The organism is Pseudoroseomonas sp. WGS1072, assembly GCF_049340465.1.
Taxonomy (GTDB): domain Bacteria; phylum Pseudomonadota; class Alphaproteobacteria; order Acetobacterales; family Acetobacteraceae; genus Pseudoroseomonas.
Genome location: NZ_JBMPSU010000001.1, coordinates 1,231,411 through 1,253,467, shown reverse-complemented (window position 1 = coordinate 1,253,467; position 22,057 = coordinate 1,231,411). Strand labels below are relative to the sequence as shown.

The window sequence follows — 22,057 nt, the reverse complement described above, 5'->3', positions numbered from 1 at the left end:
CTGGGGGATCACGGCGGCTCTCCGAAGCGATACCCCACGCCCGGCTCGGTGCGGATCAGCTTCCCCCAGGGTCCGAGCTTCTGCCGCAGATGGCCGACATAGACGCGGAGGTACTGCGCCTCCCCGGCCTGCGCCGGGCCCCAGACCGAGGAGAGCAGCTGCCGGTGCGTCAGGACGCGGCCCTCGCCGCCACGCACCAGGGCGGCGAGCAGATCCCATTCACGGGGCGTGAGATGCAGGGGCTCGCCGCCGTCGAGGCGGGCGAGGCGATGCGCCAGATCGACCTCCAGCCCGCCGAACCGCCGCGGCGTGGCCTGGGCCTCCGGCGCGCGCTGGCCGGCGCGGCGCAGCGCGGAACGGATGCGGGCGAGCAGCTCGGCCAGCGCGAAGGGCTTCTCGATATAGTCGTCCGCCCCGGCATCCAGCGCGGCGACCTTCTCCGCCTCGTGATCGCGGGCCGAGAGAATGAGGATCGGCGCCTCCGTGAAGGCGCGCAGCCGGGGGATCATCGCCTTCCCGTCGCCATCCGGCAGGCCGAGGTCCAGCAGCACCAGCGCCGGCGCGCGCTCGGCGGCCATGCGCATGCCCTCGGCCACGGTCCCGGCGCGCAGCGGCCGGTAGCCCGCCGCCTCCAGCGCGGCGGCGAGGAAGCGATGGATCTGCGGTTCGTCATCGACGACGAGGATCGAAGGTTCCGTCATGTCGCGGGAAACCGGATGACGATGCGCGTGCCGCGCGCCTCCGCGACCGGGCTCTCCGCCGCGATGCGCCCACCCATCGCCCGCACCAGGCCGCGGCAGATCGCCAGGCCCAGCCCGCTGCCCGCCGCCACGCGATCGGTGCGCGTCGCGCGGAAGAACGGATCGAAGATGCGGTAGAGATCGCCGGCATCGATGCCGGGCCCGTCATCCTCCACGGCGATGACGGCCTCCGCGCCCTCGCGACGGACCTGCACGGCGACCCGGCTCCCCGCGGGGGAGAACTTCAGCGCGTTGTCGAGCAGATTGGCCAGGGCCTGATCGAGCAGCACCGGATCGAGCCGCGGTGCCTCGGGCCGCGATTCCGCCTCGATGGCGATGGGCCTGCCCCGCGCCTGGATGGCCCGCGCGACCGCCGTCTCCACCGCCTCGACAAGATCGACCGGCTCCCTGCGCGGCTCGATCTGGCCGTGCTCGATCCTGACCATGTCGAGGATGTTGGCGATCCAGCGCGAGAGGCGTGCCGCTTCCTCCTCCGCCGTGGCGAGCAGATCGGCGCGTGTCGCGTCGGACAGCACGGGGCCGGCGGTCCGCAGCGTGGCGATCGCGCCGCGAATCGAGGTCAGCGGCGTCCTCAGGTCATGGCCGAGCGAGGTCAGCAGCGCGCTGCGCAGCGACTCGGTCTCCGCGCGCGCCTCGCCGCGCGCGCGCTCCTCCATCAGCTCGGCGCGCTCCAGCGCCACGCCAGCCTGGTCGAGCAGCGCATCCAGCGCCCGGTCGGCCTCCGCCTCCAGCGGCCCGCCCTGTGACGCGCGCAGCCCGACGAGCCCCGCCAACCCGCGCGCCGTGCGCATGGGGCGGAACTGCCACGCGACCGATGGCAGCGTGTCGGTGCCGCGACCGGCCGCGCGGCGGTTCGCCACCGCCCAGCGCGCCGCGGCCATCGCCGCCTCGTCCGGCTCGGCATCCAGCGGCACGGCGGCGCGCAGCACGGGCTCCGGTGCGGTCTCGCCGGGCAGCGGCGGCAGCAGCAGCAGGACGCAGGACGGCGCGCCGGCGATGCGCGAGGCTTCCTCGGCGATCGCCTGCACGATGTCGGCCCTGTCGCCCGGGACACCGAGGCGGCGGCTGAACTCCACGAGCCGGCGCAGCCCCAGCATGCGCGCCCGCGCCGCGCGGACCGAGCGGCCGAGCCGGCCGGTCGTCCCCGCCAGCAGCAGCGCGACCAGCGCGAAGACGATGACGCCGAGGACATCCTGCGGGCCGGCGATGGCGAAGGTGTGGCGCGGCGGCAGGAACAGGAAGTTCCAGCACAGGAAGGCCAGCACCGCGGCCACGCCGCCCTGGACGGGACCGAAGCCGACCGCGGCCGCGACGATCGGCACAAGGTAGACCATGCCGAGCGCGGCCTCCGGCACCTCGGGATCGAGCGCGAGCCCGACGCCGGTGGCCAGCGCCACCAGCAGCGGGGCCGCCGCCCAGGCCAGCCAGGGGGGCACGGCGCGCGGATCGGGCGCCACGCGGCGCGGCGGCCCGGCGGGCGTGGGCACAAGGTGCAGCGTGAAATCCCCGGCCCGACGCAGCAGGAGGCCGGAGAGGGTGCGCCCCGTGGCCAGGCGCCAGAAGGGGGGCCGGCCGCGGCCGATCACCAGATGCGTCACGTTGCGCGCCCGTGCCTCGCGCAGGATGGCGGCCGGCACATCCGCGGCGATCACCGTCTCCGCCGTCGCGCCGAGTTCCTCGGCCAGCCGCAGCATCGCGCCGGGATCGCCGGCACCGGGGGCGGCGGGGCGTTCGACATGCAGCGCGAGCAGCGGCGCCTTCAGCGCGTCGGCGATGCGCCGGGCCTCGCGCACGACCGTCTCGGAGGCGGGATCGGCGCCGACCAGCGCCAGGACGCGCTCGCCCGCCGGCCAGGGACCCGGGATGGCATTGGCCCGCATGTAGCCGGTGACATCGGCATCGACGCGCTCCGCCGTGCGGCGCAGCGCCATCTCGCGCAAGGCGGCCAGATTGCCCTCGCGGAAGAAGCCCTTCAGCGCGCGGTCGGCCTGGTCGGGCCGGTAGATGCGGCCCTGGCGCATGCGCTCGATCAGCTCGGCGGGCGGGATGTCGATCAGCTCGATGGCATCGGCCTCGGCCAGGACGCGGTCCGGCACCGTCTCGGCGATGCGCACGCCGGTGATGCGCGCCACCGCCTCCGAGAGGCTTTCCAGGTGCTGGACGTTCACCGTGGTCCAGACCTCGATCCCCGCCGCGCGAAGCTCCTCGACATCCTGCCAGCGCTTCGGATGGCGGCTGCCCGGTGCGTTGCTGTGCGCCAGCTCGTCCAGCAGCAGGATCTGCGGCCGCCGCGCCAGCGCGGCATCGAGGTCGAACTCCTCCAGCATCTGGCCACGATAGGCGATGCGCGCGCGCGGCAGCAGAGGCAGTTCGCCGATCGCGGCCTGGGTCTCGGCACGTCCATGGGCCTCGACGAGGCCGATCAGCACATCCGCGCCGCCCGCCCGCCTGCGCCGCGCCTCGGCCAGCATCTCCATGGTCTTGCCGACACCGGGCGCGGCACCCAGAAAGACCTTGAGGCGCCCGCCTTCCGCCTTTCGCGCCAGGGCGAGCAGCGCGTCGGGATCAGGGCGGGCGGGCTCGCTCGGCATGGGCGGGGAATAGCATCACGTCCCGGCCAGCGCGTCGAGCGCCAGGTTGAGGCGCAGCACATTCACGCGCGGCTCCCCCAGCAGACCGAGTTCCCGGCCCTCGATGTGCTGCGCCACCAGGGCCGCCAGCCTGTCCTCCGGCAGGCCACGCGCCTGCGCGACGCGGGCGATCTGCCGCGCGGCATTCTCCGGGCTGATATGCGGATCGAGGCCGGAGCCGGACGCGGTGGCGGCATCGGCCGGCACCGTGGGGCCGCCGGCCGCCGCGACGCGCTGTCGCACGCTGTCGAGCAGCGTCGCCGAGGTCGGGCCAAGCTGCGACGCGGCGCCGGCGGCGGCGTTGTAGGGCTCCGGTGCGGTCGCCGAGGGGCGCGGATGGAAGTAGCGCGGCCCGGTGAAGGCCTGGCCGATGAGCGCCGAGCCGACGACGCGCCCGTCGCGCCGGATGAGGCTGCCACCGGCCTGGTCCGGAAACACCAGCCCGGCGATTCCGGTCATGGCGAGCGGCATGGCGATGCCGAGCAGCGCCGTCAGCAGCAGCACCATCGCGACGGCGGGACGGAGGATGGCGGTCATGGTTCAGGCGAGTCCCAGGAGCTGGAGGATCAGATCGATGAGCTTGATGCCGAGAAACGGGGCGACGACGCCGCCAAGCCCGTAGATCAGCAGGTTCCGCCGCAGCAGCGCGGCGGCGCCCACCGGCACGTAGCGCACGCCGCGCAGCGCCAGCGGCACCAGCGCCACGATGACCAGCGCGTTGAAGATGACCGCGGCCAGGATGGCGCTCTCCGGGCTCGCCAGGTGCATGACGTTGAGCACCTGCAGCTCCGGATAGCTCGCCACGAAGATGGCCGGCAGGATCGCGAAGTACTTCGCCACGTCATTGGCGATGGAGAAGGTGGTCAGCGCGCCGCGCGTGATCAGCAGCTGCTTGCCGATCTCCACCACCTCGATCAGCTTGGTGGGATCGCTGTCGAGATCAACCATGTTGCCGGCCTCGCGCGCCGCCTGCGTGCCGGTCTGCATGGCGAGCCCGACATCGGCCTGCGCCAGCGCCGGCGCGTCGTTGGTGCCGTCGCCGGCCATCGCGACGAGCCGGCCCTCCGCCTGCGCGCGGCGGATATAGGTGAGCTTGTCCTCCGGCGTGGCCTCCGCGATGAAGTCGTCCACCCCGGCTTCGGCGGCGATGGCGGCGGCCGTCAGGCGGTTGTCGCCGGTCACCATGACGGTGCGGATGCCCATGCGGCGCAGCGCGTCGAAGCGCTCCCGCATGCCGGTCTTGACGATGTCCTTCAGCTCGATCGCGCCGAGCAGGGTCGCGTCCCGGGCCACCGCCAGCGGTGTGCCGCCGGCGCGCGCGATGCGATCCACCGCCTGGGCGAGCGGCGGCGGCACCGCCACGCCGAGGCTGCGCGCCAGCGCGTCCACCGCGCCCTTGCGGTAGCGCCCCTGCGGCAGGTCGAGGCCGGAGATGCGCGTCTGCGCCGTGAAGGGCACGGCCACGGCGCCGGGCGGCGGGCCATCGGCCAGAACGCCGTGGCGGTCGCGCGCGAAGGCCAGGATGGAGCGCCCCTCCGGCGTCTCATCCGCCAGGCTCGCCAGCATCGCGGCCTCGGCCAGTTCGTGCTCGCCCACGCCGGGCGCCGGGACGAAGGCGGCCGCTTGCCGGTTGCCCAGCGTGATGGTGCCGGTCTTGTCGAGCAGCAGCACATCCACGTCGCCCGCCGCCTCCACCGCACGGCCGCTGGTCGCCAGCACGTTGAAGCGCACCAGGCGGTCCATGCCGGCGATGCCGATGGCCGAGAGCAGGCCGCCGATCGTCGTCGGAATCAGCGTGACGAGCAGCGCCGCCAGAACGGCGACGGAAGGCGGCCGGCCGTTCCAGCTCGCCAGCCCGACCAGCGTGGCGACGGCGATCAGGAAGATGATCGTCATGCCGGTCAGCAGGATGTCGAGTGCGATCTCGTTCGGCGTCTTCTGCCGGCTGGCGCCTTCCACCAGGGCGATCATGCGGTCGAGGAAGGTGGCGCCCGCCGCGGCGGTGATGCGCACCACGATCCAGTCGGAGACGACCAGCGTGCCGCCGGTCACCGCGCTGCGGTCGCCGCCGGACTCGCGGATGACGGGCGCGGATTCGCCGGTGATCGCGGCCTCGTTCACGCTGGCGATGCCCTGGACGACCTCCCCGTCCGAGGGGATGAGCTCACCGGCCTCGACCAGCACGAACTCGCCGACGCGGAGGTCCGTCGCCGGTCGGTTCTGCCACAGGCTGCGGTCGTCCTCGCGCAGCAGCACCCTGGCGCTCGCCTCACCACGGCCGCGGCGCAGGCTTTCCGCCCGGGCGCGGCCGCGGCCTTCGGCGACCGCCTCGGCGAAGGTCGCGAACAGCACGGTGAGCCAGAGCCAGAGCGCGATGCCGGCCTGGAAGCTCCAGGCATCGCCGAGAAAGGCGGCGCGGATCGCCAGCAGCGTCACGAGGATGGAGATGACCTCGGTGACGAAGATCACCGGGTTCCGCACGAGATGGCGGGGATTGAGCTTGCGGAGGGCATCGGTCCCGGCACGCCGCAGCGCGTGCCTGCCCAGGGCGGATGTCGTTTGCATGATCAGGGACCTCAGAAGGTCTTGCCGGCGAGCAGCACGAAGTGCTCGGCGAGCGGCCCGAGGGCGAGGGCGGGCATGAACTGCAGCCCGCCCAGGATGAGGATCACGCCGGCGAGCAGCCCGGCGAAGAGGGGACCATGCGTCGGGAACGTGCCGGTGGAGGCTCCGAGCTTCGGCTTCGCGGCGAGCGATCCCGCGATCGCCATCACGGGAACGACATAGGCGAAGCGGCCGAGCAGCATCGCGATGCCGAGCGTGGTGTTCAGCCAGGGCGTGTCGGCGGTCAGCCCGCCGAAGGCCGAGCCGTTGTTGCCAGTGGCCGAGGTGAAGGCGTAGAGCATCTCGCTCAATCCATGCGGCCCGGCATCCTGGATGGAGGAGACCGCCGAGGGCAGAACCAGCGACACCGCGGTGAAGCCCAGGATCGAGGCCGGCAGCACCAGCACGGCGAGCATGGCGAGCTTCACCTCCCGCGCCTGCACCTTTTTGCCGAGATATTCCGGCGTCCGGCCGACCATCAGCCCGGCCACGAACACCGCGAGCAGCACGAAGACAAGCATGCCGTAGAGGCCCGAGCCGACGCCGCCCGGCAGCACTTCGCCAAGCTGGATCAGGACCATCGGCACCAGGCCGCCGAGCGGCGTGAAGCTGTCGAGCATCGCGTTGACCGCGCCGCAGGACGCGCCGGTCGTGGAGGCGGTGAACAGCGCCGCCAGCGCCATGCCGAAGCGCAGGTCCTTGCCTTCCATGTTGCCCTGGGCGGGATCGACGCCGGCGGCCAGGTGCAGCGGGTTGCCGCCCGCCTCGGCCGCATAGACCAGCGCCATGGCGATGAGGATGTAGCCGAGCATCACGCCGAGCAGCGCGCGGCCCTGGCGGACGTCGCCGACGATATGGCCGAAGGTGAGGGCCAGCGCGAAGGGGATCACCTGTTGCGCCCAGATCTGCAGCGCGGTGGCCAGCGCCGAGGGTCCTTCGAAGGGATGCAGCGCATTCACCCCGAAGAAGCCGCCGCCATTGGTGCCGAGGTGCTTGATCGCGACCTGGAAGGCCACCGGCCCCAGTGCGATGGTCTGCGTGCCGCCTTCCAGCGTCGTGGCCCCGGCCGCGCCGACCAGTGTCTGCGGCATGCCCATGGCGACAAAGACAAGCCCGACGACGATGCTGAGGGGCAGCAGGACATACAGGGTGATGCGGAGGAAATCGGCCCAGAAGTTGCCGAGATTCTTCACGCCACCGGCCGCGAAGGCGCGGCAGACCGCCAGCGCCAGCGCGATACCGGTGGCGGCGGAGAGGAAGTTCTGCACCGTCAGCCCCGCCATCTGGCTGAGATGGCTCATCGCGGCCTCGCCGCTATAGGCCTGCCAGTTGGTGTTGGTCACGAAGCTCACCGCGGTGTTGAAGGCGAGCCAGGGCGACAGCCCGCCGAAACCCTGCGGGTTCAGGGGCAGCGCGCCCTGCAGCCGCAACAACGCATAGAGCAGCACGAAACCGCCGGCATTCGCCGCCAGCATGGCCAGCACATAGGCCTTCCAGCCCATGCCACGCGCGGGATCGATCCCGGCGGCTTGGTAGAGGGCGTGCTCCAGCGGCGCGAGCCAGGCGACACGCCCGGCCGCGACGGCGGCGATGTAGCGGCCGAGCGGGATCGCGGCGGCGATCACGCAGGCGAGGACGAGCGCGATCTGCGCCCAGCCGATCCAGGTCATGGAATCACAGGTCCTCGGGGCGCAGCAGCGCCCATACGAGATAGAGAAGCAGGCCAGCCGCGACGATCCCTGCCAGGAGAAGCTCGGACATGGCGGCTAGACGCGTTCGCAGCCGACGGCGTAGGCCGCCATCAGGGCGAGGATGCCGACGCCCAGCGCCAGCAGGAGCAGATCGATCACGTTTGTGCCTCATGCGTCGACCGAAGGGTCAGCGCAGCTCTAGGCGGGAGGACCGTAAAGGATCGATGCCGGTTCGCGGCGCCCTACATAAAGAACGCATAAAGACGCGCCGTCCGCACAGGCGGTCTTCCGCATCGCCGCGGGGCATGGTCAGCCAGTCCGGTGATCCATCGTGTCGGGGGCAAGGCCGGAAGGGCCGCTGTTCGTGCGACGGGGTTTCGTGGCGCGTTCCGCCTCAGCGGCCCCGGAAGCAGAAAGGGCCCGCCGAAGCGAGCCCTTGCTAAACGCCTGTGTTTCCTGAGGAAATCTGGAGCAGGGAGTGCGACCGGGTTCGAACCGTCGCTGACGCCGCAGGTGTAGAACAGGCCGAGCAGGAAGGTGAGGTTGCCTACCCGTAGATGACCAACTCCGACGGTTCGACGAACCCGAGTTGCACACAGACCGCGTGCTGGTCGAACAGCCCCCATTGTTCGGCGATCCGTCCGCCGACCATGCGCACGAACATCGTATCCACCGCCTCGAACGACTTGCCCGACGGCTGGAAACGTCCGACAGCGCGGCCGGTGTGCGTACCGGTATTGATCATGCGCATCGCGACCATGTCACCCGAGCCGACGACGAGTTGCGGCGCCTCGTGGTAGTCGGGGCAGACGCTCTTGATCCAGGTGACAATGTTGCGCAGCCCCTCGTGGCCAACCCAGGTGGGGCGGCCCGGGACGCCGGTCCAGTTCAGCCGGATGTTCGGCTGATGGGCGTGGAAGTCCTCAGTGTAGAATTCGGGGATGCGGTCCACCTCGCCGCGGCACCAGATCACCTCGATCGTCTGCCGTGCGATGTCCTCGTTCGTCATGCCAGTATTCCTCTCCTCGGTGTTCAGGGGGGTGCCCGCAGGGGGGCACATGGGGCGCGGGCGAGGCCCGCTTCCGCGCCACGTGTCGCCTCAGTCACGGCCCGCCTTGGCCAGCACCGCGTGCAGCAACACATCGGTGCCGGCGGCGCATGCCGCCGGATCCGTGTACTCGCGCTCGTTGTGGCTGAGGCCGGCCGCGCTCGGTACGAAGATCATCGCGGTCGGGGCGATCGGCGCCAGCGCGATCGCGTCATGGCCGGCGACCGTCAGGATGTCCTGGCACCGGTGGCCGCGGCTGCGTGCCGTCCGGCGGAGTAGGTCAACCAGCCCGGCATCGAAGTGGACCGGCCCGAACTGGTGGAACGGATCGAGCGTCATCGCGATGCCGGTGCGGCGCGACGCATCCTCGATGGAGGCATGCAGGTCCGCCGCCATCGCGCGCGCCACCTCCGGGTCGGCATGACGGACGTCGCAGGACATCTGCACCGTCTCCGCCACCGTGCCGCGGACGTTCGGGAACACCTTGACCCAGGAGGCGTTCGAGCGGCCCTGCTCGCCATGCGCTGCGCCGACCCGGCGGATGGCGAGGATCGCCTCCGCCATGCCCACCAGCGCATCACGGCGGTCCGTCAGGGGCTGCGCCAGATGCGACGCTTCTCCCGCTATGGTCAGGTTGAAGTAGCGCACGGTGTAGGTGCCGGTGACGATGCCAACCGGGATGCCGGCGCGTTCCAAGTAAGGCCCCTGTTCGACATGCAGCTCGAAGCAGGCCTCGATGGGGCGGCCGCCCACCGGTTCCAGGCCGAGCTCGTGCAGCGCCTCCAGCGCGTCGCCGATGCGCGTGCCGTCTGCATCTGCATGCGCCAGCGCCTGCTCCAGCGTATACTTGCCGGCGAAGGCGAAGGCGCCAGCGTTGCCGGGTGCGAAGCGCGCGCCCTCCTCGTTGGTCCACACGACAAGTTCCAGCGTGCGTTCCGTCGCGATGCCGGCGTCGTCCAGCGTGCGGAGCACCTCGAGCCCGCCTAGCACACCGAGCACGCCGTCGAACCGCCCGCCTGTCACGACGGTGTCGAGATGGCTGCCCATCATCACCGGTGCCAGCTCGGGCCGGGTTCCCGGCCGGCGGATGAACAGGTTGCCGATGCGGTCGCGGGCGACGCCGTAGCCGTTCTCCCGGGCCCAGCCGACCAGCAGGGCGCGGCCGGCGGAATCCTCCGGCGTCAGGCCGAGCCGGCGACAGCCGCCACCCGGAAGGGCGCCGATCTCGGCCATGCGCATCAGGCTGTCCCACAGCCGTTCGCCGTTGATCGCAAGGTTGCTGCCGCGGTCGGTCTCGGTCATGTCGGTGTCCCTGGCGACTGGCGGGATGCGGGAGAGGCATGGCCGCGCCTTCGCGGGCCATGCCCCTGCTTCGTTCAGGCGCGCCGCACGCCCCACGGATAGGGCGCCGGGCCTTCGACCATGCCGGTCAGCGTGCGCCGATAGGCGGTGCGGATCGAGAACTGGCCGATCGGAACGGAGGGCACGTCCTCGAAGGCGAGCGCCTGCATGTCAGCGACAATGCCGACGCGGCCATCCTCCGTCGGCTCCCGCAGCCAGCGCTCGTTCAGCTCCTCCATCCGCGCGCTTTCGTACCAGCCGGCCCAGCCCTGCGCGCCTTGGCCGCGCATCGCGGCGTTCATCGCGGGGTTCACCAGCGTCTCGCCTGTCCACCAGACGTGGAACATGCTCCAGCCCCCGCTTTCCACGGGGCCCCGGTTGGTGCGCCGCTGCAGCATCGCGCCCCAGTCGGTTTCGATCAGCTCGACGTTCATGCCGAGCTGGCGGAGCAGGGCGTTGGTGATCTGGCCGAAGGGCGCGATGGTCGCGAAGTCGGTCGGGCTGAGGATGACGATCTTCTCGCCCGCATATCCGGAGTCGCGGATGAGCTGACGCAGCTGATCGATCGAGGGGCGTTGCGCCATAGGGTTCGGGCTGGGCGGCGTGCCGTAGGGCGTGCCGCAGGGGAAGAAGGAGTGGCAGACCCGGTACGCAGAGGGGTCGTTGGCGGTCACCGCGGCCATGTAGTCGGCCTGGTTGACGGCGCGCATCAGCGCCTGGCGGAGCCTGCGGTTGTTGAAAGGCGGCTGGAGGTGGTTGAAGCGCATGATCGCGACATGCCCCGCCGGGTTGCCGTCCCCCAGCACGATGTTTCGGTTGCGCCGCAGCGCGGGCAAGAGGTCTGGCAGCACCTGGTCCCACCAGTCGATCTCGCCGGCCTGCAGCGCGGCCGCGGCCGTCGCGGGATCGGGGATGATCTGCCAGAGGATGCGGTCGAAATGCGCGACCTTGCCGCCCGCCGTCCAGTTCGGCTGTTCCTGCCGCGGGACGTAGCCCGCGAACTTCTCGTAGACTACGCGGTTGCCCGATGCGTATTCGCCGGCGACGAAGCGGTAAGGCCCGGAGCCCACCATCTCCGTGATCTGGCTGTTCGGGTCGGTCGCGGCGAGGCGCTCGGGCATCATGAAGGGGATGTTCGACCCCGGCTTGCCGATCGCGTCGATCAGCAGCGGGAAGGGGCGCTTCAGCTTGATGCGCACCGTCCTGTCGTCCGCGGCTTCCCACGCATCCACGGCATCGGCGAGCGTCCGGCCGAAAGTGTCGCGCGCGGCCCAGCGGCGGAGGCTTGCGGCGCAGTCGCGGGCGCGGACCGGCTCGCCGTCATGGAAACGCAGCCCGTCCCGCAGCCTGATCAGCCAGGTGAGCCCGTCATCGGAGACGCTGTGCCCTTCGGCCATCTGCGGATGCGGGCGCAGCTGGCTGTCCACGCCATAGAGCGTGTCGAAGACGTAGTAGCCGTGGTTGCTGGTAACGAGTGCTGAGGTCCAGACAGGATCGAGCGACGTGAGGTTCGCGTGCGGGACGAAGGTCATCACACGGGCGCGCTCGGACTGCGCGAAGGCCGGCATCGGCAGGGCGGCGGAGGCCACGGCGGCCCCGAGGAAACTACGGCGGTTCATGTCAAGCCCTCCAGGTTGGTTCCGGGTTGCGAGCCGGAATGGTCGTGCAGCTTGGCTTCGGGGGATGATGCGGCATGCTTCGGCCCCCTCGCGGCGCGTGGGCCATCACTGGGACAACAGGCGCCGGAGATAGGCATCGTCCACGCCGAGTTGCCGAAGGCGCGCGAGTTCGTCGAGCATGCACCACTGTTCGGCCACGCGGCCGCCTGCGATTCGGTAGATCGAGATCTCCTCCACCCTGATCTGGCGGCCGGTCGGCTCGAGGTTCCAATAGGCGCCGCGATGCGTGCCGGTGGAGACGTAGCGCGTGCAGACACGGTCCCCGCTCGCGAAGGCGTCGAGCACGTCCTCGTGCCAATCGGGGAAGGCGCGGCGGATGCGCTCGACGCCGAAGCGGGCGCCGTCGCGGCCACGGCGCGTCGGCACCTCGGAGCTTGGCGGCCAGTGGGCGACGAAATCCTCGGCGTAGACTTCGTCGATCTTGGAGACGTCCCCCGTGTTCCACAGGTCGTGCAAGGCAAGCGCGACCCGCAAGGCATCTTCGGACATCCGTCTTGCTCCTTCCCGAGCCGGTGGCAATTTCCGCCGGGGCGGTCGAGCGGACTGCTGTGCTCGGCCTCGGTTTTGGGTATGCTAAACACTGCGGGGGAAGCGAGGCAACCACGTTGAAAAAAGAAGCGGAAATTTTTCAGGAAGCCAGCCGCGGGGATGCGCCGGCCGCGATCCCGCGCCGTGCCCCGCCTCCAGAGATGGGCCTGACGCTACGCCGGCTGCGGCGGCAGCGCCAACTCACGCTACAGGATCTGTCCCGCCAGGCCGGGATCTCGATCGGCATGCTCAGCCAGATGGAACGCGGCATCGCAGCACCGTCCTTGCGCAGCCTGCTGCGCGTGGCGGAAGCGCTCGAGGTTCCGGTCGGATGGTTCTTCGATCCGCCGCGCGCGGCCACCGACATACCTGCCTGGGTACAGCGCCGTCCGCAGCGTCGTACCATTGAACTCGACGCAGAAGGGATCACGAACGAACTCATCACCCCACCCGGCGATGGCACAATCGAGCTCCTCCTCGTCACGATCCGTCCTGGCGGGTCATCCGGCGCGGTGTACACCCATGCCGGGGAGGACGCCGGTGTGGTGCGCGAAGGCCGGGTACATGTCGAGGTAGATGGCGAGGTTGCGGAACTATCAGCGGGCGACGCATTCCGCTTCGCAAGCACGCGCCCACACCGATTCTGGAACGCCGGCGACATTCCGGCCGTGGTCGTTTGGGCGTTGACGCCACCGTTCTACTGACGTCCAGCCACGAGGGGCACCAGGGCGCGGCTGTAGAGGACGGTGGCCAGCGTCGCGGTGCTGACCCGCTGAAGCCTCTCTCGGGTTTGGACACGGAGCGCTATGTTGAGAGTTACAGCCTCCGGGCGCCGGCGAGCCACCGGCTTGCGTTGATTGGCTGGATCGCGATCGTCAGATTGCGAAGGCAAGCGATCAAATCACAGCGCTGCCGAGACGCCCGCTGCGAAGCGCTGTTCCAGCTGCCAGCGCGAATCGCGCCGTGTTTGTCGGTAACTGTAATCAGCTTGCTTTCGTGGATCGGTAAGCCGCGTATTCAACGCGATTTCGTTGGGCGTCTTCTGGTACGAGGCCGAGCAAGCCAAAGGCGCCGAGCGCAGCGCTCAGGAGAAGGAGGTCGAGCATGGAGGTCCCCGTGTCAGGGAAGGTAATCTGCAAGCTGGCGATGCTGCGGTGCGATGCGGAACAGGCATTGGGAGCGTAAGGAATTCGTAAGGGCGCCCTGGCTAGAGGCCGAAAGGGCTGTCGCATCTCGGTCACGTACCCCGATGCTGCGCCACCTCCGTCCACATGGGTCGCGCACCGCCGCGAATCAGATTCATCTTCGGGCAGATTGACGTTGATCTGCCCGGCGTCTGCGGGCTCGTTGGCTGCAACAAGCTGCCCTTCTTCGCTGGCGCCGCGTTCTTGCGGTGCTGCTATCCTGGCGGCGGTTGTGATGGGGACCCGGACCCGAAAGCGCGGGGACCGCCGGAGACGCCGCACGGTGGGGCGGATCGATGGCGGTGGTGGGGATGGCGGCGAACCCGCTGGTGCCCACCAGGCCGGCCGTCATAGGGCCGGCCGCATGGTCGGAGGCGGGTGCGGAGGCGACACCGCACCCGCCATCCAGCTCATGGCATGCGCCGCTTGATCGTAGTCACTGACAACGTCGCCGCCCCGAGATCGAAGGTTGCCGTCGGCGAGATATTCCTGGCCATGACGCGCACCGTGTTGTTGGACCATGCCGCGGCGTCGAGCTCGACGAAGCGCGTCGAGGAGGCGAGCGCGGCATGGGCAAGATCCCCCTGCCGCGCGCCGGTGACGGTGACATCGAGCAGGCTGGTGATGCCCGGTGCCAGCGAGGGTAGATCCCACGCTACCTCCGCCGCGAACTCCCGCTGCCCGACCGGCAATGCGGGCGTGCCACAGAGCAGCGCCGGTGCCGCCTCTGGCAACCCGTAGAGCCGCAGCGCCTCGAACTCGATCTGCCCGTCGAAGCCGATGATACCGATCTGGGCATAGGCGACCGCCTCGGCCAGGCGCACCGTCATGCGGCGGTTCAGCGAGGCGTCGGCCATCACCGCGCCGCCGGTCCAGGCTTTGGACGGGATGTTCCACTGCAGGGTAGTCAGCGAAGCCAGCACGTCGCCAGCGATGTTCTCCCGGATGACCGTGCCGGCGCCTGAAGTTCGCGCGGATGGTCGCAGAATATGCTTGGCTCCTGGCTCGGATCACAGCAAGCGTAGAGGCCTGCCCTGCGCCACCTTGGATTGTCAGGGCTTACCGCGGTAGCGGCGGCCAATCTCGGTCAGTCGCGCCCGAGACTGACCATGAACAGACCCAACGCGCTCTCCCCCTCCGCCCGCGCCGTGCTGATCGCGGCCGCTGAGCGGGAGGACCGCCGCGCCCTTGCGCCTGACCTACCTGCCGCCGCCCAGCGCGCGGTGTTGCGCTCCCTGCTTCAACGTGGGCTGCTGGACGATGGTGCGGGGGAACTCCGCATCACCCTGGCCGGCCTGGCGGCGATCGGAGCTCCGGCACCGGTCGCAGCCCCTGCCGTCCGTGCCTGCCTGCGTAACGCCGCCCAAGCGGCGGTAGCGGCTTGGGAGGGAGGCAGCGGCATGGAGGAGGCCCTGACCAGCCTGCGAACTGCTCTGGCTGCGCCGCGCGGTCCGCGGGCCGACACCAAGCGCGCCCAGGTGCTGGCGTTGCTCCGCCGCCCCGAGGGCGCCAGCGGACCGCAGATCGCCGAGGCCACCGGCTGGGCGCCACATACGGTGCGTGGCTTCCTGGCTGGCGTGCAGCGGCAGGGGCATAGGGTCGAGGTCCTGGAACGCGTCCGGCAAGTTGGAGCCAGCAAAGCCGGCGCCCATGGCAGCTATACCGTTTATCGTCTGGCGGAGGAGGCCTGATGCGACGTCGGCCTCCTGCCGCCGATGCTAGCTCGTCATCTATTGCTGCGTCTCCCCCGCCGCGCCAGGGCAGGGGACTGAAAGTGTCTTGGCCTAGAGGCTGTTATGGACCTGCGGCGAGTTGAGCGGCCTGTTTGAGCATGAGGCAGGTGAAGGCGACGAGGTGAAGATCGGCAAGAGTGCTGGCGTAACGCTCATAATCCTTCACCAGGCGCCGGAAGCGGGTGGCCCAGGCGAATGAGCGCTCGACCACCCAGCGCCGCGGCAGCAGCACGAAGCCGCGCTTGGCTTCTGGCAATCTGACCACCTCCAGCTCGATGCCATGCGCCTTCGCGGCATCGGCTGCTTTGCTTCCCGTATAGCCCTGGTCGACATAGGCCAGATCGACGCTCTGCCCGGTGGAGGCCTGCACCGCCCGGGCCAGCCGCCCGACCTCAGCGCGGTCATCCGCGCTGGCGGGCGTGACATGGAGAGCCAACAGATGGCCCAGCGTGTCGACCGCCAGGTGCAACTTGGAGCCCTTCTTGCGCTTGGCGCCGTCATACCCCGCCCGCTCGCCGCTCTCAGGAGAGGAGCGTAGCGTCCGACTGTCCAGGATGGCAGCACTGGGCCGCGCCTTTCGCCCAGCGGCCAGACGCAGCACGGTGCGCAGATCCTCGGCCAGGGCTTCGAAGCAGCCTGCCGCCAGCCAGCGCTGCGCCTGCTGATAGACTGCCGCCCAGGGGGGCAGGTCGTTCGGCATCCAGCGCCAGGGCGCGCCGGTCTTCACCACGTAGCGCAGGCCGTTGAACACCTCGCGCAGGCTGTGCTCGCGCTGCCCGGCTGCCTCGGGCAGCAGCGTCAGGTAGGGCGCGACCAGCGCCCATTCGTCGTCAGAAACATCAGAGGGGTAGGGCTTGCGGACAGTCATGCTCCGCAGCCTGATCGTTACCCACCCGCAGGTCCATAACAGCCTCTAGATGCTTCCTGAATCGGGTAGCCCTGGCACCAGCTCTGAACGAGAACTGGTTTCTCCCTCCCGTGTCAGACAGGAGAATGGGCGCACACGACAGCGGCACGCCTACTGACACGCCCTGGCTCAACCTGCGCGTTACTGACCACGCTGCTTGCTCGACTTCATCCCAGCCAAGCGCAGAGTGATGGCACCGTCCGCAACCCTCCTTCATGCGGTAGTTAACCCCAGCTAACCTGTCTCCCCATCATGGATCGCTCTGGTGACGTTACGCTACGGTTTGGAGATCCGCGCTGCCACCGCCGCCGAGGCGCCCGGCCTCGCCGATCTGCTGGCGACAGCCGGCTACACCATCGATGCGCGCGATCTGGCAGAGCGGCTCGTGGCGTTGCGTCAGGCATCGGCAACGGCATTGGTGGCGCTGCAATGGGGGCCGCCCAGCGGCCTGGTGGTGATGCATTGGTATCCGACGCTCGAAGCAGCGCGCCCCAGGGCGCAGATCAGCACACTGTTGGTCAGCGTCGAAGAGCGCCGCCGGGGCATTGGCCGGCTACTGGTCAAGGCGGCTGCACAGGCTGCGCGCCTCGCTGGCTGCGGTGAAATAGAGATCATGACCACGCCGGATACGCCAGCTTTGAACGAATTCTGCCGAGCCACAGGCTTCGCCGAAACCGGTACCCGGTTCATTCGATCCCTGCGCAAACAGGGATAGCAGTGCATTCCAGCCTTCAGGCGCACGCGCTGATCAGCCTGCTTCCGTCCCGCTGTCGTTGCCGAGACCGCTACCCCTGATCTGGCCCGATCAGCGCGACAGTCGGGAAGTAGCTGCGGTAGCGTGCTGCATCCCGTGTCAGCAGGGGAAGCTTGGCCACAGCCGCCTGGGCGCCGATCAGGAAGTCGGGCAGAACGCCGGTGCGGGAGCCCCCACGGGAGCGATAGGCCTTGAAGACCTTGCCGGCGAGAAACAGGGCCGGGCGGGTGAGCGGCTCCAGCTGAAGACCAGCCTCCGCCACAAAGGCGTCCACCTGTTCGATGCCCGGAAAGCGGACCGACAGCTCGGCATAGACGACGTCGTTGATCAGCAGGGGGCCCTGTGCGGCAGCCGCTTCGAGCTGCCGCAGGGACCAGTCCACCCAGCGCGGGTCGTCGGTCGCGAGGTCGAGCAGGATGTTGGTGTCGATCAGCGTCGCCAAGGGCCGCTCAGTCCTCGCCGCGCGTCAGGGTCATGATCTCGTCGGTGCTCATGCCGGGCCCTGCAGCCCCGCGCAGCCGCGCGAAGCGGCTCTGCGGGCGTGGCGCCGCATCGGCCCGGGCGAGCAGAACCTGACCCTCAGGCGTCAGGCGAAACTCGACTGCGCTGCCGGTGGTGATGCCCAGGAGATCGCGCACCGGCTTCGGGATGGTGACCTGGCCTTTGCTGGTCACAGTGTTGGCCATGGCTGCCTCCGGTAATACATGTAATTCAGGGGGTATTACTTAGGGGTCTCCCAGGCTCATGCCAAGGAAGTTCTGGCGCACGCGATGGGGGCTGCCGACAGCCCTCCGCTCACACAAAGATCGGGTTCTTCAGGAACTCCCAGAAGCTGCCTTCCTCCTCCGCCGCGTTGGTGGCTCGTCCCATCGCCATGATCAGCGCCATGGCCGCATCGATCTTCTGCTCGGGACGCGCCCTGCGCGGGTAGACGTTCCCTCTCGCATCGTAATGCCCGACCACGTTGCCGAGGCACCATTCCAGCACCGGATTGCCGTCGTGCCGGATGCGGCCGGCCAGCATCGCCGCTCCCAGCTCCTTGGTGGGCTCTGAGAGGTTGCCCGTGCGCATGTGGAACTCGACGACCGGCAGCCCGTCGGCGGCCAGGGCTTGGCGCATCTGCCGCGCCTGCCAGGGGTCGAAGGCTAAGCTCTTGATCCGGAACCGCTCGGCTACGCCGCGCAGATCCTCCTCGATGGTCCGCATGTCCGTCTCATTGCCCGGCGTGACGACAAGGTGCCCCTCCGCTGCCCAGGCCGGATAGGAGGGGTTCCTGGCTTCCAGCACCGCTGCCTTGTTCAGGTAGCAGCGGGCAAAGACGTCGTAATGCGGCTTGCCGTCCGCTCCCCGCCGCGGGAACACCAAGGCCAGGGCGGTCAGATCGGTGGTTGCCGCCAGATCCACCGCCACATGGCATTCCTGCCCCGCCAGCGCTTCCAGGGTGAGGCCAGAATCGGCGCAGGCCTGCCAGGCTCGCGTGCTGAACAGCGCCTCGTCGGCGCCGACCCAGACGTTCAGGTGCCGGGTCTTGGCCGCGGCCTCCTGGGCCGGGTTGTTCCTGGCCTGGCGCATGATGGCGCGGATGGCATCGGGCTGCACCGCCTGGCCCCAGGAGGGGTTGGCCTTGATCCAGGAGGCTTCCTGCCAAGGGTCATCGCCCTCATCTACGGTGTAGATCAGCGCGAACAGCCGCTCATCCTGCTGCAGCCCCTCCAGCACGCGAACCGCATAGTCCCACATCTGCCGGCCGATGCCGCTGGTGTTGCCGGTGGCGGTGCTGATCGACAGCAGCAGCGGGTGGCGGCGCTTGCCCATGGCGGTGAGCAGCACGTCGTAGACCAGGGCGGTGCGGTGGCTGGCCAGCTCGTCACAGACCGCCACCGCCACGTTCAGGCCATCGAGCGATTTGGCATCTGAGGAAACGGGCACGAACTTGCTGGCGGTGTGCTCCTGGTAGATGGCGTTGGCCCGCTCGGCCACGCCAAAGGCCTGGCGGAACTCGGGGCTGCGGCGGACCATCTGCTGCGCGGCGTCGAACAGGATGCGTGCCTGGTCGCGGGTGACCGCGGCGGCGTAACCCTCGGCGCCCCCTTCGCCCTCGATGAAGGTCAGATAGAGGGCAATGGGCGCGGCGAATGTGGTTTTGCCGTTGCCGCGCGGTACGTAGACCACCGCCTGGCGGAACCGCCTGGTGGTGGTGCCACGCTCCACAAAGCCGAACAGATTGGCAAAGACAAAGCGCTGCCAACCCATCAGCCGCAGGGGGTGACCGGCCTCCGGCCCTTTGATGTTGGGCAGCTGCTCGGCGAACAGCATCGCCGCCTCGGCGAGGTCGGGGCGGAATTCCCAGAATCCCTCTCCACGATCCGCCATGGCCTTGTCGGCCAGGAAGCGCTCCGCCGCCTGGCGAACGTACTGACAAGCTGGGATCGTGCCGCCGGTCACCGCCTTGGCATAGGCCAGCGCTAGGGTCACGCCGGGGCAGGGCTCAGGAGGCGTCTTGGCGGCCATGGATCACCTGCAACCGGGTCCAGGGGCTTTCTTGGACCGGCGCCTCCGGCTGGCCTGCGGCCAGCCTCGGCCGCGCCGCCGGCGAGAAGCCCAGCTCGCTGGCCGCGCGCAGCATGGTCTCGGCGGCGTGGCGGATGATGCGGAGATAGGGCGAGGGGATCGGCTGACCATCCTTGCCGCGGGTCATCAGCGGCAGGGAGGAGCTGGCATCGAGCTTAGCCTGCTGCTGCACGGCCGTGCGATGGCGGTCCTCTGCCTCTACCCACACCGCCAGCACACCGCGGTCGAGCGGCTTGAGCAAACCTTTTGGCGCATGCGCTATGGCATAAGCCCAGCTCTCCCGCTGACCCGGGCTCATCCAGTCTGGGGCGGTGGCGGCCAGCTCGCCCTCCGGCACCGGCTCTCCCGCCCGTCCGCGGCCATGGCGCGTGACGTTGAAGGAGCCGCGCAGTTGGTGCAGCTGTGTCGGGATGGGCTTAGGGCCAGGGCGTGGCATCAAGGGGCCTCCACTGCCTCAGGGCGGCGTGTGGAGGCGATCTCCGCAAAGCCCCGGCCATCGCCCTCCAGCAGCGCCTGCTGGCCTGTGAAAGCCTGCCAGCGCAGTACCGCCACATCGACATAGGCTGGGTCGAGCTCCAGCGCGTGGCAGGACCGTCCCGTCATCTCGGCGGCGATCAGCGTGGTGCCGGAGCCGCAGAACGGCTCGTAGATCGCCTGGCCGGCGGAGGAGTTGTTCTCGATGGGACGGCGCATGCAGGCGACGGGCTTCTGCGTGCCATGGATTGTGGCCGCATCCTGATCGCGCGAGGGGATGGACCAGAGGGTGGTCTGCTTGCGGTCACCGGACCAATGGCCCTTGGCGCCGTCGCGCACGACGTACCAGCAGGGCTCATGCTGCCAGTGGTAATGGCCGCGGCTCATCACCAGCCGGTCCTTGGCCCAGATGATCTGGGCGCGGATCTGAAAGCCTGCTGCCTGCAGGCTCTCGGCCACGGTGCTGGCGTGCAGCGCGCCGTGCCAGACATAGGCGACCGCTCCGGGAAACAACGCCCAGGCCTCCCGCCAATCTGCCCGATCGTCGTTCAGCACCTTGCCGGTGCGCTGGGTGCCCGAAAGACCGACCTGATTGCGCCAGGCGGGATCGTAGGCGACGCCATAGGGCGGGTCGGTGACCATCAGGTGCGGCTGGACGCCGTTCAAGGCCTTGGCCACGTCATCCGCGCCGGTGCTGTCGCCGCAGACCAACCGGTGCCGCCCGAGCTGCCAGACATCGCCCAGGCGGCTCACCGGAGCCGCCGGCGCCTCGGGCACGTCATCCGGATCGGTTAGCCCAGCGGTGTCCTCCGCGGTGAGTGCCGCCACCTCCTCGGCGCTGAAGCCCGACAGCGATAGATCGGCGCCGAGGCCCGCGAGGTCCGCAAGCTCGGCCCGCAACATGGCCTCGTCCCAGCCGGCATTCAGCGCCAGCTTGTTGTCGGCCAGCACATAGGCGCGGCGCTTGGCCTCGGACCAGCCGCGGGCGACCATCACCGGCACCTCGGCGAGACCGAGCCGCTGTGCCGCCAGCACGCGGCCATGTCCGGCGATGATGGTGCCGCTCTCATCCACCAGCACCGGCACAGTCCAGCCCCATTCGCGGATCGAGGCGGCGATCTGCGCCACCTGCGCGTCGGAATGGGTGCGGGCGTTGCGGGCATAGGGTGTTAGGTGGGTAAGGGGCCAGCGCTCCACCTGATCAGCCGGCCAAGCCATCTGCTGCACGCTCAGAGCCTCCGCCGCAAATCGGCCGAATGTGCAATCGTGAAAAATCTGCGGGGGGCGCGGTCCCCGGGCACAAGCCGCCAACTTTTGACCCGCCCCCCGGGCGTCATGGCGATGCACCCCGCCGCTGGAGGCCACTCGCGGTCAGCGCGGCATGACAGGGGCGGCAGAGTGCGCGGAGGTTGGCGCGCGCCAGGCGCAGCTCGGGGCGAGCGGCGATCGGCGTGATATGGTCGATCTCGGTGGCAGCCGTCACCAGCCCTCGCTCCCGGCAAAAGCGACACAGCGGCTCCTCGGCCAGCACCGTCAGGCGCAACCGCCGCCACGCGGTGTCATAGCCGCGGGCGGATGCTGATCCGCGCTGCCGATCCAGTGCCTGCAGCTGCGCGCGCCGAACGGCTTGCGGATCGTGATGCGACGGGCGGTGCAGAGCGGGACGAGTGGGCATCCGAACCTCTGAAACGCAAAACGCCCCGGCGGGAGCCGAGGCGCAGATGTTCATCATGGAAAGACTATGCTCTTGCTGTCGGATAAAAGCAACAGAAATCAAGAAGGATGCTGCTGCAGACAGTCATTTCCTGATTGGGATTTCACAACAGCTTCCAGTGCTCTACCAAGCGTGTGAGCGCAGCCTGGATCTGGCCCATGGCATTCTCCCCTCGCATTCCACGGCGATCAGCGATGGTGCGAACGGCGAGATTCTCGAGGATGAGCGCATCACAGAGAGCTTGTGCGCTGGGCCCGAGTGCGGCATGCGCGGCTTGCAGAGACAGCTTGGCGTGTACCTGGCCCTCAATGCCGCTTCTTGCCGATGATCCAAGACTACCCAGTGTGCATGGCATCCCGCCCCTCGTAGCTTCGGCCAGTGCGAGGTAGCGGCGGCATGCTTCCCATTGTGCCGGGCTGATCGTGCCGGACCTGGCCA

General features: G+C 69.5%; 22 protein-coding genes. 4 read left to right on the top strand and 18 right to left on the bottom strand.

Annotated features, from left to right (window positions below; translation table 11 throughout):
- Positions 1–8: 8 nt before the first annotated feature.
- The 10 genes from ACF3NH_RS05975 to ACF3NH_RS05930 all read right to left on the bottom strand — a co-directional run bounded on the left by ACF3NH_RS05975 (position 9) and on the right by ACF3NH_RS05930 (position 12,243).
- A complete protein-coding gene (locus tag ACF3NH_RS05975) occupies positions 9–701 on the bottom strand; it encodes a response regulator (RefSeq protein WP_422922220.1) in 693 nt (230 codons plus the stop codon).
- Positions 698–3,352 (bottom strand): ATP-binding protein, encoded by a 2,655-nt coding sequence (locus ACF3NH_RS05970; RefSeq protein WP_422922219.1) that lies wholly within the window; start codon positions 3,350–3,352, stop codon positions 698–700. The genes ACF3NH_RS05975 and ACF3NH_RS05970 overlap by 4 nt, the downstream gene beginning before the upstream one ends.
- A 15-nt stretch (positions 3,353–3,367) precedes the next feature.
- Positions 3,368–3,928 carry a potassium-transporting ATPase subunit KdpC gene (gene kdpC / locus ACF3NH_RS05965; protein ID WP_422922218.1) on the bottom strand — a complete coding sequence of 187 codons (561 nt, stop codon included), beginning with the start codon at positions 3,926–3,928 and terminating at the stop codon, positions 3,368–3,370.
- Positions 3,929–3,931: 3 nt separating this feature from the next.
- Entirely contained in the window at positions 3,932–5,956 is a 2,025-nt protein-coding gene (kdpB, locus tag ACF3NH_RS05960; RefSeq protein ID WP_422922217.1) for a potassium-transporting ATPase subunit KdpB, read from the bottom strand.
- Positions 5,957–5,967: 11 nt separating this feature from the next.
- Positions 5,968–7,665 (bottom strand): potassium-transporting ATPase subunit KdpA, encoded by a 1,698-nt coding sequence (gene kdpA, locus ACF3NH_RS05955; RefSeq protein ID WP_422922216.1) that lies wholly within the window; start codon positions 7,663–7,665, stop codon positions 5,968–5,970.
- A gap of 4 nt (positions 7,666–7,669) precedes the next feature.
- Positions 7,670–7,756 carry a K(+)-transporting ATPase subunit F gene (gene kdpF / locus ACF3NH_RS05950; RefSeq protein ID WP_422924725.1) on the bottom strand — a complete coding sequence of 29 codons (87 nt, stop codon included), beginning with the start codon at positions 7,754–7,756 and terminating at the stop codon, positions 7,670–7,672.
- Between the two features lie 477 nt (positions 7,757–8,233).
- Entirely contained in the window at positions 8,234–8,695 is a 462-nt protein-coding gene (locus ACF3NH_RS05945; protein ID WP_422922215.1) for an ester cyclase, read from the bottom strand.
- A 90-nt stretch (positions 8,696–8,785) separates the two neighbouring features.
- Entirely contained in the window at positions 8,786–10,036 is a 1,251-nt protein-coding gene (locus tag ACF3NH_RS05940) for a Zn-dependent hydrolase (RefSeq protein ID WP_422922214.1), read from the bottom strand.
- Between the two features lie 74 nt (positions 10,037–10,110).
- Positions 10,111–11,694, bottom strand: coding sequence for an ABC transporter substrate-binding protein (locus ACF3NH_RS05935; protein WP_422922213.1), 1,584 nt, complete (start codon positions 11,692–11,694; stop codon positions 10,111–10,113).
- Positions 11,695–11,799: 105 nt separating this feature from the next.
- Positions 11,800–12,243 carry an ester cyclase gene (locus ACF3NH_RS05930; RefSeq protein WP_422922212.1) on the bottom strand — a complete coding sequence of 148 codons (444 nt, stop codon included), beginning with the start codon at positions 12,241–12,243 and terminating at the stop codon, positions 11,800–11,802.
- 5 nt (positions 12,244–12,248) lie between these two features.
- On the opposite strand from ACF3NH_RS05930, the gene ACF3NH_RS05925 reads away from it, so the two are divergent.
- Entirely contained in the window at positions 12,249–12,986 is a 738-nt protein-coding gene (locus ACF3NH_RS05925; protein ID WP_422922211.1) for a helix-turn-helix domain-containing protein, read from the top strand.
- 890 nt (positions 12,987–13,876) lie between these two features.
- Here the strand turns inward: ACF3NH_RS05925 and ACF3NH_RS05920 are convergent.
- Positions 13,877–14,389 (bottom strand): hypothetical protein, encoded by a 513-nt coding sequence (locus ACF3NH_RS05920; RefSeq protein WP_422922210.1) that lies wholly within the window; start codon positions 14,387–14,389, stop codon positions 13,877–13,879.
- A gap of 186 nt (positions 14,390–14,575) precedes the next feature.
- Here ACF3NH_RS05920 and ACF3NH_RS05915 point away from each other — a divergent pair, with 186 nt between their 5' ends.
- Positions 14,576–15,157, top strand: coding sequence for a DUF3489 domain-containing protein (locus ACF3NH_RS05915; protein WP_422922209.1), 582 nt, complete (start codon positions 14,576–14,578; stop codon positions 15,155–15,157).
- A gap of 103 nt (positions 15,158–15,260) precedes the next feature.
- Here ACF3NH_RS05915 and ACF3NH_RS05910 read toward each other — a convergent pair whose 3' ends face one another.
- Entirely contained in the window at positions 15,261–16,067 is an 807-nt protein-coding gene (locus ACF3NH_RS05910; protein ID WP_422922208.1) for an IS5 family transposase, read from the bottom strand.
- Between the two features lie 304 nt (positions 16,068–16,371).
- Here ACF3NH_RS05910 and ACF3NH_RS05905 point away from each other — a divergent pair, with 304 nt between their 5' ends.
- A complete protein-coding gene (locus ACF3NH_RS05905; RefSeq protein ID WP_422922207.1) occupies positions 16,372–16,821 on the top strand; it encodes a GNAT family N-acetyltransferase in 450 nt (149 codons plus the stop codon).
- 70 nt (positions 16,822–16,891) lie between these two features.
- Here ACF3NH_RS05905 and ACF3NH_RS05900 read toward each other — a convergent pair whose 3' ends face one another.
- The 6 genes from ACF3NH_RS05900 to ACF3NH_RS05875 all read right to left on the bottom strand — a co-directional run bounded on the left by ACF3NH_RS05900 (position 16,892) and on the right by ACF3NH_RS05875 (position 21,637).
- Positions 16,892–17,302: a type II toxin-antitoxin system VapC family toxin gene (locus tag ACF3NH_RS05900; protein ID WP_422922206.1), complete on the bottom strand. Its 411-nt coding sequence runs from the start codon at positions 17,300–17,302 to the stop codon at positions 16,892–16,894.
- 7 nt (positions 17,303–17,309) lie between these two features.
- Complete coding sequence (locus ACF3NH_RS05895) at positions 17,310–17,546, bottom strand: AbrB/MazE/SpoVT family DNA-binding domain-containing protein (protein ID WP_422922205.1); 237 nt, start codon at positions 17,544–17,546, stop codon at positions 17,310–17,312.
- Positions 17,547–17,655: 109 nt separating this feature from the next.
- Entirely contained in the window at positions 17,656–19,371 is a 1,716-nt protein-coding gene (locus ACF3NH_RS05890; RefSeq protein WP_422922204.1) for a terminase large subunit, read from the bottom strand.
- The gene (locus ACF3NH_RS05885; RefSeq protein WP_422922203.1) at positions 19,349–19,867 is read right to left on the bottom strand and encodes a phage terminase small subunit P27 family; all 519 of its coding nucleotides are present in this window, start codon (positions 19,865–19,867) and stop codon (positions 19,349–19,351) included. The genes ACF3NH_RS05890 and ACF3NH_RS05885 overlap by 23 nt, the downstream gene beginning before the upstream one ends.
- The gene (locus ACF3NH_RS05880) at positions 19,867–21,123 is read right to left on the bottom strand and encodes a site-specific DNA-methyltransferase (protein ID WP_422924723.1); all 1,257 of its coding nucleotides are present in this window, start codon (positions 21,121–21,123) and stop codon (positions 19,867–19,869) included. The genes ACF3NH_RS05885 and ACF3NH_RS05880 overlap by 1 nt, the downstream gene beginning before the upstream one ends.
- Positions 21,124–21,238: 115 nt before the next feature.
- Positions 21,239–21,637 carry an HNH endonuclease signature motif containing protein gene (locus tag ACF3NH_RS05875; protein WP_422922202.1) on the bottom strand — a complete coding sequence of 133 codons (399 nt, stop codon included), beginning with the start codon at positions 21,635–21,637 and terminating at the stop codon, positions 21,239–21,241.
- Between ACF3NH_RS05875 and ACF3NH_RS05870 the strand changes: the two genes are divergently transcribed.
- The gene (locus ACF3NH_RS05870; RefSeq protein WP_422922201.1) at positions 21,627–21,947 is read left to right on the top strand and encodes a hypothetical protein; all 321 of its coding nucleotides are present in this window, start codon (positions 21,627–21,629) and stop codon (positions 21,945–21,947) included. The genes ACF3NH_RS05875 and ACF3NH_RS05870 overlap by 11 nt on opposite strands.
- Positions 21,948–22,057: the final 110 nt, after the last annotated feature.

Excerpts from the sequence above, each read along its gene's own strand:
- ACF3NH_RS05895 (WP_422922205.1), bottom strand. The coding sequence starts at position 17,546 with ATGGCCAACACTGTGACCAGCAAAGGCCAGGTCACCATCCCGAAGCCG.
- ACF3NH_RS05880 (WP_422924723.1), bottom strand. The coding sequence starts at position 21,123 with ATGGCTTGGCCGGCTGATCAGGTGGAGCGCTGGCCCCTTACCCACCTA.
- ACF3NH_RS05910 (WP_422922208.1), bottom strand. The coding sequence starts at position 16,067 with ATGACTGTCCGCAAGCCCTACCCCTCTGATGTTTCTGACGACGAATGG.
- ACF3NH_RS05890 (WP_422922204.1), bottom strand. The coding sequence starts at position 19,371 with ATGGCCGCCAAGACGCCTCCTGAGCCCTGCCCCGGCGTGACCCTAGCG.
- ACF3NH_RS05945 (WP_422922215.1), bottom strand. The coding sequence starts at position 8,695 with ATGACGAACGAGGACATCGCACGGCAGACGATCGAGGTGATCTGGTGC.
- ACF3NH_RS05935 (WP_422922213.1), bottom strand. The coding sequence starts at position 11,694 with ATGAACCGCCGTAGTTTCCTCGGGGCCGCCGTGGCCTCCGCCGCCCTG.
- ACF3NH_RS05970 (WP_422922219.1), bottom strand. The coding sequence starts at position 3,352 with ATGCCGAGCGAGCCCGCCCGCCCTGATCCCGACGCGCTGCTCGCCCTG.
- ACF3NH_RS05875 (WP_422922202.1), bottom strand. The coding sequence starts at position 21,637 with ATGATGAACATCTGCGCCTCGGCTCCCGCCGGGGCGTTTTGCGTTTCA.
- kdpB (WP_422922217.1), bottom strand. The coding sequence starts at position 5,956 with ATGCAAACGACATCCGCCCTGGGCAGGCACGCGCTGCGGCGTGCCGGG.
- ACF3NH_RS05915 (WP_422922209.1), top strand. The coding sequence starts at position 14,576 with ATGAACAGACCCAACGCGCTCTCCCCCTCCGCCCGCGCCGTGCTGATC.
- ACF3NH_RS05885 (WP_422922203.1), bottom strand. The coding sequence starts at position 19,867 with ATGCCACGCCCTGGCCCTAAGCCCATCCCGACACAGCTGCACCAACTG.
- ACF3NH_RS05870 (WP_422922201.1), top strand. The coding sequence starts at position 21,627 with ATGTTCATCATGGAAAGACTATGCTCTTGCTGTCGGATAAAAGCAACA.
- kdpC (WP_422922218.1), bottom strand. The coding sequence starts at position 3,928 with ATGACCGCCATCCTCCGTCCCGCCGTCGCGATGGTGCTGCTGCTGACG.
- ACF3NH_RS05940 (WP_422922214.1), bottom strand. The coding sequence starts at position 10,036 with ATGACCGAGACCGACCGCGGCAGCAACCTTGCGATCAACGGCGAACGG.
- ACF3NH_RS05975 (WP_422922220.1), bottom strand. The coding sequence starts at position 701 with ATGACGGAACCTTCGATCCTCGTCGTCGATGACGAACCGCAGATCCAT.
- ACF3NH_RS05930 (WP_422922212.1), bottom strand. The coding sequence starts at position 12,243 with ATGTCCGAAGATGCCTTGCGGGTCGCGCTTGCCTTGCACGACCTGTGG.
- kdpF (WP_422924725.1), bottom strand. The coding sequence starts at position 7,756 with ATGTCCGAGCTTCTCCTGGCAGGGATCGTCGCGGCTGGCCTGCTTCTC.
- kdpA (WP_422922216.1), bottom strand. The coding sequence starts at position 7,665 with ATGACCTGGATCGGCTGGGCGCAGATCGCGCTCGTCCTCGCCTGCGTG.